At 59.2% G+C, this 12,331-nt stretch carries 11 protein-coding genes and 4 pseudogenes; 1 reads left to right on the forward strand and 14 read right to left on the reverse strand.

Going from position 1 to position 12,331, the window contains the following annotated elements; translation table 11 throughout:
- Positions 1-10 precede the first annotated feature (10 nt).
- A pseudogene (locus AC5P5V_RS16420) lies at positions 11-668 on the forward strand (transposase); the annotation flags it as partial.
- Here AC5P5V_RS16420 and AC5P5V_RS16425 read toward each other — a convergent pair.
- The 14 genes and pseudogenes from AC5P5V_RS16425 to AC5P5V_RS16490 all read right to left on the reverse strand — a co-directional run bounded on the left by AC5P5V_RS16425 (position 645) and on the right by AC5P5V_RS16490 (position 12,331).
- On the reverse strand, positions 645-1,160 hold the full coding sequence (locus tag AC5P5V_RS16425; protein ID WP_321573214.1) for a DUF4189 domain-containing protein: 516 nt from the start codon (positions 1,158-1,160) through the stop codon (positions 645-647). The pseudogene AC5P5V_RS16420 and the gene AC5P5V_RS16425 sit on opposite strands and share 24 nt — an antisense overlap.
- A 59-nt stretch (positions 1,161-1,219) precedes the next feature.
- A pseudogene (locus AC5P5V_RS16430) lies at positions 1,220-2,158 on the reverse strand (TrbL/VirB6 family protein); the annotation flags it as partial.
- Between the two features lie 189 nt (positions 2,159-2,347).
- Positions 2,348-2,740 (reverse strand): DUF4189 domain-containing protein, encoded by a 393-nt coding sequence (locus tag AC5P5V_RS16435; RefSeq protein WP_265330106.1) that lies wholly within the window; start codon positions 2,738-2,740, stop codon positions 2,348-2,350.
- 165 nt (positions 2,741-2,905) lie between these two features.
- A pseudogene (locus AC5P5V_RS16440) lies at positions 2,906-3,673 on the reverse strand (TrbL/VirB6 family protein); the annotation flags it as partial.
- A gap of 45 nt (positions 3,674-3,718) precedes the next feature.
- Positions 3,719-4,255, reverse strand: a complete 537-nt coding sequence (locus AC5P5V_RS16445) for a DUF4189 domain-containing protein (protein ID WP_231352179.1) — start codon at positions 4,253-4,255, stop codon at positions 3,719-3,721.
- Between the two features lie 9 nt (positions 4,256-4,264).
- Positions 4,265-4,624, reverse strand: a pseudogene (locus tag AC5P5V_RS16450) (TrbL/VirB6 family protein); the annotation flags it as partial.
- A 144-nt stretch (positions 4,625-4,768) separates the two neighbouring features.
- Positions 4,769-5,266, reverse strand: coding sequence for a DUF4189 domain-containing protein (locus tag AC5P5V_RS16455; RefSeq protein WP_231352180.1), 498 nt, complete (start codon positions 5,264-5,266; stop codon positions 4,769-4,771).
- Positions 5,267-5,368: 102 nt separating this feature from the next.
- Complete coding sequence (locus tag AC5P5V_RS16460; protein ID WP_082783389.1) at positions 5,369-5,893, reverse strand: DUF4189 domain-containing protein; 525 nt, start codon at positions 5,891-5,893, stop codon at positions 5,369-5,371.
- Positions 5,894-5,927: 34 nt separating this feature from the next.
- The gene (locus AC5P5V_RS16465; RefSeq protein ID WP_231352760.1) at positions 5,928-7,082 is read right to left on the reverse strand and encodes a TrbL/VirB6 family protein; all 1,155 of its coding nucleotides are present in this window, start codon (positions 7,080-7,082) and stop codon (positions 5,928-5,930) included.
- A gap of 83 nt (positions 7,083-7,165) precedes the next feature.
- Positions 7,166-7,981 (reverse strand): hypothetical protein, encoded by an 816-nt coding sequence (locus AC5P5V_RS16470; protein WP_134968017.1) that lies wholly within the window; start codon positions 7,979-7,981, stop codon positions 7,166-7,168.
- Positions 7,982-8,033: 52 nt separating this feature from the next.
- Positions 8,034-10,481: a VirB4 family type IV secretion/conjugal transfer ATPase gene (locus tag AC5P5V_RS16475; protein WP_134968018.1), complete on the reverse strand. Its 2,448-nt coding sequence runs from the start codon at positions 10,479-10,481 to the stop codon at positions 8,034-8,036.
- Between the two features lie 81 nt (positions 10,482-10,562).
- A complete protein-coding gene (locus tag AC5P5V_RS16480; RefSeq protein WP_019660289.1) occupies positions 10,563-10,871 on the reverse strand; it encodes a VirB3 family type IV secretion system protein in 309 nt (102 codons plus the stop codon).
- Positions 10,864-11,274 (reverse strand): TrbC/VirB2 family protein, encoded by a 411-nt coding sequence (locus tag AC5P5V_RS16485; protein ID WP_134968019.1) that lies wholly within the window; start codon positions 11,272-11,274, stop codon positions 10,864-10,866. Before AC5P5V_RS16485 ends, AC5P5V_RS16480 begins: the two co-directional genes overlap by 8 nt.
- Positions 11,275-11,347: 73 nt before the next feature.
- Positions 11,348-12,331, reverse strand: a complete 984-nt coding sequence (locus tag AC5P5V_RS16490) for a lytic transglycosylase domain-containing protein (protein WP_134968020.1) — start codon at positions 12,329-12,331, stop codon at positions 11,348-11,350.

A 12,331-nucleotide genomic window follows, 5' to 3' on the forward strand; every position in this document is an offset into this window, starting at 1 on the left:
GGATTCAGGCATGAAGAAGTCGCGTTTCACCGAGGAGCAGATTGCCTACGCGCTGAAGCAGGCGGAGCTGGGAACGGCAGCTGGCGAGATCTGCAGGAAAATGGGTATTGCCGAGGCAACCTTCAACGTATGGCGAAATAAGTACGGTGGACTTGGCCATTCGGAATTGAAACGTTTAAGGCTGCTGGAAGAGGAAAACCGAAAGCTCAAGCAATTGGTTGCTGATCTCAGCCTGGACAAAGCCATGTTGCAGGAGGTGGTCACAAAAAAGTTCTGAGGCCTGCCCAGCGACGCACCCGGGTCGGCCGGTCCATCGTATTTGCAAGGAGGAAGGCCTTTCTTTAAGGCATTGCCTGCCTCGGCGCAGTAGAAGTGCACGCCAGCGTCAGCCGATAAAGGTAGCCGTTGCTCCCAATGCACTTTGGGGAATGGACTTCGTCAGCGACGCACTGTTTGACGGTCGCCGTTTCCGGATGCTGACCGTGGTTGATTACTTCACGCGTGAGTGTCTTGCCATCGTCGTGGACCAGTCGCTACGCGGGGAGCATGTGGCGGAGGCAATGACAAGGTTGGCAGCCCAGCGAGGATCGCCGGGCGCAGTCAATGTGGACAACGGCAGCGAGCAGGACAAGTTCACAGTTGAGTCAGAACTTCTCAAACAAGGGCTCACTGCAGTCGGTGTACTTAACCACGCAAGCCCTCCCCCCGTTATCTAAACAACTCTTCATCGCTGCCTTTGTAGCGACATCTTTAGAAGGCCCTCCAGCCATTGATATCCTCCCACCAGACCCAGATTCAGGAGCCACGAGAGCAGCACACTGATTCTTGTAGGTGAGCCCAACAGCGCAGTCCACCGCCCCATACGATGCGCATCGCGACTGCGCCTCAGCTATTGCTTCCGCCTTGGCACGCTTTCCGACAGAAGCGCCCACGTCACCCGTTGTAATCGAACGAGAGATGGCCCCCCAGGTCTTTATCCAACGCCCGGTCGCTCGAGGGCTCGGAACCTCCCCCCCACCAGTTCCACCAGGGATCGGAGCGCAGCCGCCTACTCCTTGGCCGCCAATCGGGTACTGTCCGGGCGGACAACGACCCTCCGCATATGCACATACAGAGAACGCGAGCAACAGAACTAACAGCATCACTTTCTCAATTTTCATAAGCTCTATTCAACGACCAAGACAATTCGGTGAAACGGCCATCATGGAGGACGGCGGACCTAACGATTTGCTCCCCGAAGACCCGTCTCCTGTGCTCCCAACGTCGAACTCTGCGGCAACGTCATGCGTGATACTCCAGCGGTCGCGTCCTGGGTGTTGGTGGACACATTAGCGTTGTTGGATGGCTTATCCGGCGTGTAGTAACTACCCGGCGGCTGTCCGCTCGGCCCAGGCGCCTGCGCCACCGGGCTACCGCCTATCTGCGAATATGCCATGAAGCTACCCAAGGTGCCCTGGAAGAACATGGCCGCCATTGGGGGCGCAGTCAGAATCAAGGTAGTCAGGATCAATCCCATGCCGCCCTGCTGCATCGCCTGACTGGTCATACCGTCACTGGATGCGCCCATGAGCGGGAACTTGTTCACAAGCGCCGTCATCCAGAACGAGGCCGACACGCGGATCACCATGTCCAGCGCGATCGAGACCATCGCCGCCAGTACCGCCATGGAGAACATGGTTCCAATACCGTAGAACAGCCATCGCTGGAACAGCTGCTTGGTCTGGTCGAACAGAAGGCACAGAATGAACAGTGGTCCCAAGCCGATGAACAGGGCCATGGCGACCTCATACAGCAGCAACATGGAACCTGCCCCCACCGCAGGGCCACCCGTGCCCAGGCCGATGAACCACATCGCGCGGGTCTTGTCAGCCTGCAGCTCGGGATCATTGAGAATCTTGATCCCATCGATGCTGGACAACGCCACCTGCATCCAGGCAAGGCTCTTGTCGATCTGCGCCTCGGGCTTTTCGTCCTTGCCGGTCACAACGTGCGTGATCAGCCCCTTCACGTCTTCCGTCAGAAATTCATGGAGGTCGCGACCGAACATGCCCATGCTCGTCGCCACCCCCACGATCAGGGCGGCGCGCGCCATGTTGGTCACCAGGATCATCATCGAATCCCGGCTGCGGCCGGTGACGATCCGATAGCTCTGCACCACTTTCCCAGCGCAGTAGAAGAACACTTGCCCACTAAACAAGGTGCACGAGTCGCAATGCAACCTTGATGAAGTCGTTCTCGCTCAACTTCTCGCCGAGCGGCTTCTTCAGCCGCGCGTTCTACCCCAGGCTCTTGAGCAGCTTGGCTCAGGTACGCTCATACCATCAAAGATGTCACGGCAGTCATGAGACTAGAACGACTCAAAGATCGGCTCAGAACAATCTGTATAAAGAACTTTGCACTGGCCGCCACCGATGTCCGCGCAATGGGACAAGACTCGATTTGCAGCCTCCTCCTTGGAGCCTGCAACCGAATAGGAGACACGGCCCTTACCCCCCCTCTCGGGATCAGCATATGCAACACACTGGTTCTTGTAGGTAGTTCCGACTTTGCAATCTCTAGCGCCATGGCTTGCGCAACGGGAAAGCGCCTCGGACGAAGCTTCCTGCTTTGAACGCCTTCCAACCGAAGCCCCCATATCACCTGTGCTTACTGCGGTTGCAATAGCTCCCCAGGTTTTGATCCAGCGGCCAGTCGCGACCGGACCACTCGACCCTGCATCGCCTCCATTAGAGCCCGGCATTGGCGCACATCCACCAACCCCCTGTCCGCCAATCGGATATTGTCCGGGCGGGCAGCGCCCCTCCGCTTGGGCATCTTCTGTCACAAGCAAGAACAAAGCAGAGCAAATCCAAAAGAGGGAGATCACAATGCGCTTCACGTTAACTCTCCAAATACGCCTGAATCACTATCTACCAGAATGAGCAGCTCGCTGGCCAGTTTCCGCAATCTTTGTCGCATCCGACTGCGGCAATGTCATGCGGTTTGTTGACTGACTACTGTAGTCACCGGAGTCGACAGTTCGTCCCTTCTCTGGCGTCGCTGGCGTGTAGTAACTACCCGGCGGCTGCCCGCTGGGCCCCGGCGCCTGCGCCACCGGGCTGCCACCTATCTGCGAATATGCCATGAAGCTGCCCAAGGTTCCTTGGAAGAACATCGCTGCCATTGGGGGAGCGGTCAGGATCAGGGTTGTGAGAATCAGGCCCATGCCGCCCTGCTGCATCGCCTGGCTGGTCATGCCGTCGCTGGAGGCGCCTTCGAGCAGGAACTTGTTGACCAGGGCGGTGGACCAGAACGCGGTCGAGACACGGATCACCATGTCCAGCGCGATCGATACCATCGCTGCCAGTACCGCCATCAAGAACATCGTGCCGATGCCGTAGAACAGCCATCGCTGGAACAGCTGCTTGGTCTGGTCGAACAGCAGACACAGAATGAACAAGGGACCCAAGCCGATGAACAGCGCCAGCGCGACCTCGTAGAGCAGCAACATCGCACCAGCGGTGACCGCCGGGCCGCCAGTGCCCAGGCCGATGAACCACAGCGCCCGGGTCTTGTCCGCCTGCAACCCTGGATCATTCAGGATCTTGATGCCATCAATGCTCGACAGCGCCACTTGCATCCAGGCCAAGCTCTTGTCGATCTGCTCATCCGGCGCATTGTCTTTTCCGGCTAATCAGGCATTTCTACGTTTTCAGCCAGAAACTCAATAAGCGCAACCTCAGAAGTTCTCAAACTCAGGCTCGGTGCATCCAGAATAAATCACTTTACAGCCATCGCTCCCCTGCTTTAAGCACGCATCCACAGCCATCTTACTCGCAGCATCAACAGATGCCGCACGCGCAAACGTGGAGCCACCAAATCTTGCATCACTGGGGGATACGAATGCTGCACACTGATTATTGAACTCCAATACCACCCTGCAATCCGTAGCCCCCCGCTGTGCGCAATTAGCAAGGGACTCCGAAGCCGCATCCCTCTTCCTTCGCTTACCGAGAGCCACGCCGACATCGCCCCCCTTCGCTAAAGCGATGGCCCCCCAAGTCTTGATCCAACGCCCTGTCGCAACAGGCGACGCTTGGCCTGCTCCAGTGGTACCACCTGGGATGGGAGCACAGCCGCCGACTCCCTGACCACCAATTGGATACTGACCAGGAGGACACCTACCTTCTGCGTTGGCCGTCTGTGGCAATTGGCAGGCAATGATTCCCAGACCCAGCAGGATTATTGCACCTGAATAGACACGAATTGACTTCATCTCCGGCCTCTAGTTCGAAGCTAAGCCTTTACGGCCAGTATCAGAATTGCCTGACCCAGCTGTGGAGTTGCTGCCAGTGACTACGACATTGCTCCCAACTGAAGTCGATCCACCCGATTGACTGCCACCGCTCGTTGAAGGTTTATCCGGCGTGTAATAGCTACCCGGCGGCTGTCCATTAGGTCCCGGCGCAGCAGCAACCGGGCTGCCATCTATCTGCGAATATGCCATGAAGCTACCCAGCGTGCCCTGGAAGAACATGGCCGCCATTGGGGGCGCAGTCAGAATCAAGGTCGTCAGGATCAATCCCATGCCGCCCTGCGGCATCGCCTGGCTGGTCATGCCGTCGCTGGAGGCACCGTCGAGCAGGAACTTGTGACCGACGCAGTCGATCAGAGCGCTGCCGAGACACTATGTACAGCTAGATTGAGATCATCGCTGCAAGTCAGGAAGAAGATCGCCATTATGGGCGCTGCAGCTAGCGCCACCATCGGGATGCCAGCTATCGATGCGTTAAAACGTTTCGAATTTTGGCTCTGTGCAGGCTGAGTAAACAACATCACAGCCACGTCCGCCGCGGGAATCGCACAATTTAGTAGCTACGCCTTTGGCAAGCTCTTCCGTAGCTGCACTGCCAAAGCTAGTCCCAGGGGTTCCAGAGCTAGGAACAGCCGCCGCAGCGCACTGATTCTTATAGGTGAACGAAACTCGGCAATCACGCGCCCCTGAGCTAGCACATTCAGAAACTGCATTCTTCGCGGCGTCTGATTTCTTAACCTCACCAGTGACTGTTCCCGAGGCGCCGGTAGAAGAAGTTGCAATCGCTCCCCATGTCTTTATCCAACGGCCGGTGGCACGCGGCCCTTCCGCAGCTCCGCCACCACCAGCAGGGATTGGAGCGCAGCCTGGAGCGCGGCTGTCCCCTATTGGATACTGGCCAGGAGGACATCTGCCCTCGGCAAAAGTCAAGAATGGCACTAGGCACAACAACAAAATAAAAATAGCCCTCATGAAATTCTCTTCTCAAGCTTGAAGGCAGATCGCATCCGATCAAGATGCCGAGAATCCCCCTTCAACGCGCCTACTGTCGCGGTGCGGCTGCAAAAAAATTATCTAGAAAGCCTCGAACTTTGGTTCTGTGCATGCCGAATACACGACACCACAACCCCGTCCCCCTCGGGACTGACAGAGTTCAGTAGCGACCTTCTTGGCAACATCAACAGTCTCTCCGCTCCCAAAGTTCGTACCTTGAGTGCCCGAGCTCGCAGTCGCGGCCGCCGCACACTGGTGCTTGTACGTAAAGGCGATGTCGCAATCACGTGCGCCGGTCGCTTCGCACTCAACCATTGCTGCCTTTTCAGCCTCCCTCTTCTTTACCTTCCCGACCGAAACACCTGATGCCCCAGAATTGGACATTGCGATGGCGCCCCAAGTCTTGATCCACCGGCCCGTCGCTCTGGGTCCAGCGTCTCCGCTGCTACCCGCAGGAATTGGCGCACATCCCGGTGCCCGACTGTCACCTATCGGGTACTGGCCAGGCGGGCATCGCCCTTCTGCCACAGAGGATTCAGCAACAAGAAAAAGTGCCGAAAGAACGAGTAATTTGGAAATCAACTTTCCAACTGATTTTTTTGGCATGGCTACGCACCTTCAACGGATGTCACTAATAGCACTAATCATTAGATCTGGCAGCACCTATCGTACTCGGGGCAGTTCTTGCTTCGCCGGTCGAGCTCGGAGGCATCGAGTTCCTCACCATACTTCCTGAATGAACCTCGGTCTGCCGCACGTCATTATTCGAAGGCGCTGCCGGCGTATACGAACCCGGCGGCTGGCCCTGTGGACCCGGCTGGCCCGCTGCCGATCCACCGATCTGGGAGTATGGCGCGAAACCACCCAAGGTCCCCTGGAAGAACATGGCCGCCATTGGGGGCGCAGTCAGAATCAGGGTCGTGAGGATCAGGCCCATGCCGCCCTGCTGCATCGCCTGGCTGGTCATGCCGTCGCTGGAGGCGCCTTCGAGTAGGAACTTGTTGACCAAGGCGGTGGACCAGAACGCGGTCGAGACACGGATCACCATGTCCAGCGCGATCGATACCATCGCTGCCAGTACCGCCATCGAGAACATCGTGCCGATGCCGTAGAACAGCCATCGCTGGAACAGCTGCTTGGTCTGGTCGAACAGCAGACACAGAATGAACAAGGGACCCAGGCCGATGAACAGCGCCAGCGCGACCTCGTAGAGCAGTAACATCGCACCAGCGGTGACCGCCGGGCCGCCCGTGCCCAGGCCGATGAACCACAGCGCCCGGGTCTTGTCCGCCTGCAACCCTGGATCATTCAGGATCTTGATGCCATCAATGCTCGACAGCGCCACCTGCATCCAGGCCAAGCTCTTGTCGATCTGGTCTTCCGGCTGCTGGTCCTTGCCGGTCACCACGTGGGTGATCAGGCCTTTGACGTCCTCGTTGAGGAATTTCTGCAGGTTGCTGCCGAACATCGCCATGCTGGTGGCAACGCTCACAATCAACGCCGCGCGCGCCATATTGGTCACCAGCACCATCATGGAGTCGCGGCTGCGGCCGGTGACGATCCGGAAGCCCTGGATCAGTACCCACAGCGTCATCAGCACCAGGGCAATGCCACCGACCCAGGACATCATGCGCCCCATCAGGTCGATGCCGTAGTCACTGATCCTGTCGCGCAGGTAATCCATGATCAGCTTGAAGAAGACGAAATCGCCGATCGACTGGACACGCACAGCGTAGCCCAGCAGATCCTGCAATCCGCCTGAGAAATCAAAGTTGGCCAGCCACCTGATCGTCATTTCCACAATCCCTTGGTAATTCCGTTACTGCATGAAATGCCGCATTGCTTTGCAGCCCCTGTCTACGTACTAGCGGCCTGCAATCAATTGACGCTGAGCGCGGCCTTCAGTGCGGTGGTCTTGACCATGTCGCTGATCAGCTGCTTGGTCGGGTCCCCCTTCAATGCGGCCTGCGCCACCACCTTCTGGTTGGCCTCCATGACCTCGATATAGGCATCATAGGATTTCATCCGTGCTTCCCAGCTCTGGGCAAGTGCGGCAATGTCATTGGCGGTGCGGAGCGATTCGCTGTCGGCACCCTGCACGGTGCCCTGATCGTTGTTGGTCAGGCGGATCTTGAGGATGCGGGTCAAGGAGTTGTTGATGCGCGGAACGGTCTGGGTCAGGAAATCGATCGCGTCGTTGTACTTGCGGTTCTGCATCATCCGGATGTTGACGCAGATCTGCATCTGCTGCTCCTTCACATCCGCCTGCGGATTGAACACGAACACCTTGAAGGCGGACTCCAGGCTGAAGTCCAGCGCCTTGCCGCAGGTTTCGGCAACCAAATAGTTCGGTGCCACCGGCACCAGCGGCGCGCTGTCGGGCATGCCGAAGCTGTTCACCGCCGCCTGCACCTGGATCAGCGCCTGGCGATACTGCTCCAGCGTGCGGATCCAGCGGGTGTTCTGCTCGACGTACTCGGCCGCGTCCTGCGCTTTGGCCGCGTAGACGGTCGCCTCGGTCTTGTAGGTGTTGATCTGATTGAGCAGGTGCTGGATGAGGCTGGTACCGGTCTCCTGCACGGGAATCCAGGCGCTGACATTGCCGGTGCCGAGCGCCATCATGGCTGCCACGGTCATCGCTGCAAGACGGGGCGCGCGGCGGCGGGGCGAGGAAGCTTGCTTGGTATTGTTCATATCAGTCTCCATTGATCGGAACTCGTAGTCTTCGGGCAGGCCGTCTCGCGGATCAGGTAACAGTGTCGCGCGCTGCGACAGCCGCCTTGCCCGAGCCCTTTCGATTCTTGTAGAAATCTTCAAGCCACTGTTCCGGCGTCAGCTCATCCACGGTGATCCGGTTGCGGACTGCAGCGGTCTGCAACACCCGATGCATGATGTCGATGTTATCGGTCGAGGCCGAGATCACCGAGAGGATGTCGTCCATGCCACGCAGGTTGAGCTGGCACACGCTGGAGGCATGACCCTGCTTGACCAGGAAGCAGCGCGAGCGCTCGTCCAGGGCAGTGACCACCTTGAACTCGGCCTCGGTCAGCTTCAGGCCGTCCATGTAGTCGCTCTTGCTGGCGTTCGGGTTCGGCAGCAGGATCAACGTGGCAGTCTGCTCGATCAGCGCTGCCGAGATGTCGCTCTTCAGCGCGTCCTCCGGGCTCTGCGTCGCGAAGATGCCCAGGCCATTCTGCTTACGAATGGTCTTCTGCTTGTTCTTCGCGAACTCCTTCAGGCCACCTTCGCCATCCAGGATCTTCCAGAATTCGTCCATCACGTAGATCAGCGGACGACCATCGATCAGCGACTCCAGGCGGTGCAGCAGGTAGTTGATGACCGGCACGCGCACTTCGGGGTTGTCGATGATGTCGGTGTAGTCGAAGCCGATGATGTTGGCCTTGCTCAGATCAACGGTGTCGACCGGATTGTCGAAGACCCAGCCCAGCGAATTGCCCGAGGTCCAGCGCCGCATGCGCGCGTAGAGGCCATCGTCACCCATGTTGGGCAGGCTCTTCTGGAAATTGGTCATGCTGCGCAGATGCATCGGCGTATCGAGCATGCTTTCCACCGCGCGATAGATGTCTTCTTCCTCGCGGGCGCTGTACTCACGCTTGCCGGCCAGCACCTTGATCAGGTCGGCCAGGAACTGCACGTTGGCTTCGTTGTTCTCGCACTGGAACGGGTTGAAGCCGGTCGGCGCGCCGTTCTCCAGGGCCAGGTAGTTGCCTCCACAGGCCCGCACGAAGATTTCCGCACCACGGTCCTTGTCGAAGAAGAAGATGGTCGGCGACGGCTCATACTTCTGCACCTGGCTGAGCAGGAAGTTGATCAGCGCGGTCTTACCGGTACCGGACTTGCCGATCACCATGCTGTTGGCGATCGCCTTCTCCCCCAGCGAGTTTTCCGACGGATGGGTCGCGTGGAAATTGAAGTAGTACGGCTGGCCGTTGGTGGTCTGCAGCGTGGTGACGCAGTCGCCCCACGGGTTGTTGTGCTGCTTGCCAGTGGCGAAGTTGTGCAGCGGCGAGAGGCCCAGGAAGTTCAGCGAGCTGACATTGGCCAAGCGTGTGCGATAGCGCCAGTTGCCCGGCAGCTGCGAATAGAAGGACGAGGTAACCGCCAGGTCTTCCTTGGTCGACACGAAGCCGGCGTTGGATAGCTCTGCGCGGGTCGAAGCGACGTTCTGCGACAGCTTGGCCTGGGTGTCGCCGTAGACCGCCATGATGAAGTGGTATTCACCCAGCACGAAGTTGCCCGACGACAGCTGATCCATCGCCTGGTCCAGCTCGACGATCTGGCTCACCGCCTTGTCGCCTGAGGAGATCATCATGCCCTTGGTGCGGTCGAGCACCTTGAGCGCATCCTGGCGTCCCATCGGGCTGAACGAATGGGTGATGACGTACTCGTAGTCCAGGTACTTCAGGCCGTTGAGGATGCCCGGGTACGTTCCCTCGGCATACTCCTTGATGTTCAGGATAGCGCCGAAGTGGTTGGCACCATTGGGGGTATTGATGACGAAGTCACCGGTCTTGGCCGAGAACATATGACGGCTGACCGGCAGGTAATCCTTGATTGGCGCCGACAGCACCGGCACCGGTTCGTCGATGCGATTGATCAGGTAACCGAAAAGCTCCAGCGTTTCCGAGAACACCACGCCATTCTTGGCCTCATACATGCCCAGGCGGTACGGCGCGTAGTCGCGGATCACGGCCTCGACGTTGCCCGCCAGTTCCATCAGCTTTTCGACTGCCTGCTCCTGCTCCGCGCGCAGCTTGTCCACGTTCGCCGACTTCTCGACGAACCGCTTACCCGCCACCACGGGGCGATAGATCATGGTCAGGTACAGCTCGTTCTGCATGATGCGCTGCGAGGACAGCATGCCCATGTACTGGTCGGACACGTCCTGGTTGAAGCGCTGCTTGTAGTTGCTCTTTCCCTTCAGCGTGCGGCGACGACGGATGTCATGCACCCAGAACGCCACGTTCACGAAGTCGGGAGCACGCAGCGTCTGCAGCAGGCGGTTGAACGTGTTGTGGCGATGCTCCAGCTCCCACTCCTCACGGCCGACGAACGGCAGCCCTTCCAGATGCCAGGTCAGCAGGTAGTCGCCGCCCGTGGTCTTGACCACGTTCGGGGCGACGTGCGACGACAATGGAATGAACTCGCTGATGGAGGTGTCTGGGCTGAACATACGACTGCTTCCAAAGAGGTGCTGCCAAGAAGTTTCAACAGACCCGACGGGCGCTGGCGCCCGCCGGGCCGGATCCGGACCTCAATCCATTCGGGCCGGCTTGTCGCGGTAATGGTTGGGGTTGAACACCCACATGCCATCGTGTTCCTGCACGTTGCGGACTTTCAGCTTGAACATCAGGCGCAGGCCCAACAGGCGGAAGATCATTTCATCACGCTTGGCCATCTGCCGCATGATGAAGACCGCCACCGGAATGGTGAGCAGGAACCAGAAGTTCGTATACATGCTGAGCAGCAGCAAACCACCTGCCACCATGAAGAATGGCAGGTAAGGCACGCCCAGGAACATGGCCGGGCGCGTGCAGCCGCGGAACACGACGTTCTTATGCACTGTAGTACTGGATCGCGTTGTTGATCAGGTAATAGGTGGTGCCGGTGCCGCCACCGCACTTGCCATCACTGCCTTCGCCCAGCAGCATGCGCGCGATCTGTCCGGCGGCACCGATCAGCACGCCACCGATCAGGATCGGCGCGACGTCACCGATGCGCTTGTGCGCGAAGGCGATCTGGTAGCCGGCGAAGATCACCGCGATGGTCACCACGGCGATCGAGGCCATGTTCAGCAGGCCGTTGATGTTGGAGAAGAAACCGCAGACCTTCTTGTCGGTACCACCGAAGTCGGGACTGGTGGCGAACACCTGGGGGGCGAACAGTGCGCCAACGAAGATCGTGGCCATCAGCAGGGTCTTCAGCGTGCGCTGGGCCTGGACGAGGTCGAGATTGGATCGCTTCATGGATTGATTTCCTTGTTGATGGACTAACACAACTGAATCGGCCAGCCGGGGGACTGGCCGCACCACGACTTCGTCAGAACACGAAGGCCGCATCCCCTGCGGGAATCTGCTGCACCGGTGCGGCCTGCACCGGCGCGTTGAATGAATTGTCGGCACCGGCCACAGGCTGGTTACGCTCGCTCCAGGGCCGCAGCATCACGGGCCCCTCATTGCTGGCACCGGCGGCGCCCGGCAACTGCTGCGGCATGGCCATCGCCTGCGCAGCACGCTGCTGAGGCAACTGCTGCGGCATACCACTGGACTGTTGCTGCGGATAGGCGGCCCCTTGGCTGGGTTGCGCCTGAGGCTGCATCATCCTGTCCACCGAACCCAGCACCACCTTGGACAGCGCCTGGTCGGCGAGATTCAGCAAACTACCCCGCGCCATCGCCCCGGTGGACGGGTACACGACATAGGCGCGTGCGGGATCTTCCGACGGCACGTACACCGGGCCATTGGATTGAGCAACGATGCGCGCCTGCGCCGGAGAGGCCAGCTGCGGATGATGTTCGACCTTCACGCTGCGGCGCTCGCCGCGGCTCACCACGTCGATCGGCGCAACACCATTGCTGGCAACCTGCTGGCCGCGGCGGATCGAGTCGTAGATCTTCTGCACGTAGCCGTGACGGAAGCCGGTCTCGAAGTTGCCCGAGTAGTAACAGCTGAACGACTTGCCCCAATCACCACCAGAGCGCTTGTAGCACTCGGCGAGAATGCGCGAACCGGCCTGCAGGTTCGGGCACTGCTGGAAGGCCTTCTCGTAGGAATCCAGCCCGTATTTGCCCAGGTTGTAGCGATTGACCTGGGCCAGCCCGATGGAGAAGTTGTAGCCCTTCTCTTCCAGCATACGCACCGTCGCCAGTGCTTCGTCCAGCGCCTTGGGCTGGCGCACCAGTGCACCGCCCACCACACCGATGGCGTAGGGATTGCGCGATGACTCGACGTTGATGACGTGCTGCATCACCTCCATCGATACGGCCATCTCCGGGCACGCCATCATTTCCAATCCTGGCAGCAT

It is taken from the genome of Stenotrophomonas sp. YJH_SMC_130, from assembly GCF_059369035.1.

Coding starts and splice junctions, on each gene's coding strand:
- AC5P5V_RS16425 (WP_321573214.1), bottom strand. CDS start 1,160: ATGAAAATTGAGAAAGTGATGCTGTTAGTTCTGTTGCTCGCGTTCTCT.
- AC5P5V_RS16435 (WP_265330106.1), bottom strand. CDS start 2,740: ATGCCGGGCTCTAATGGAGGCGATGCAGGGTCGAGTGGTCCGGTCGCG.
- AC5P5V_RS16445 (WP_231352179.1), bottom strand. CDS start 4,255: ATGAAGTCAATTCGTGTCTATTCAGGTGCAATAATCCTGCTGGGTCTG.
- AC5P5V_RS16455 (WP_231352180.1), bottom strand. CDS start 5,266: ATGAGGGCTATTTTTATTTTGTTGTTGTGCCTAGTGCCATTCTTGACT.
- AC5P5V_RS16460 (WP_082783389.1), bottom strand. CDS start 5,893: ATGCCAAAAAAATCAGTTGGAAAGTTGATTTCCAAATTACTCGTTCTT.
- AC5P5V_RS16465 (WP_231352760.1), bottom strand. CDS start 7,082: ATGACGATCAGGTGGCTGGCCAACTTTGATTTCTCAGGCGGATTGCAG.
- AC5P5V_RS16470 (WP_134968017.1), bottom strand. CDS start 7,981: ATGAACAATACCAAGCAAGCTTCCTCGCCCCGCCGCCGCGCGCCCCGT.
- AC5P5V_RS16475 (WP_134968018.1), bottom strand. CDS start 10,481: ATGTTCAGCCCAGACACCTCCATCAGCGAGTTCATTCCATTGTCGTCG.
- AC5P5V_RS16485 (WP_134968019.1), bottom strand. CDS start 11,274: ATGAAGCGATCCAATCTCGACCTCGTCCAGGCCCAGCGCACGCTGAAG.
- AC5P5V_RS16490 (WP_134968020.1), bottom strand. CDS start 12,331: ATGCTGCCAGGATTGGAAATGATGGCGTGCCCGGAGATGGCCGTATCG.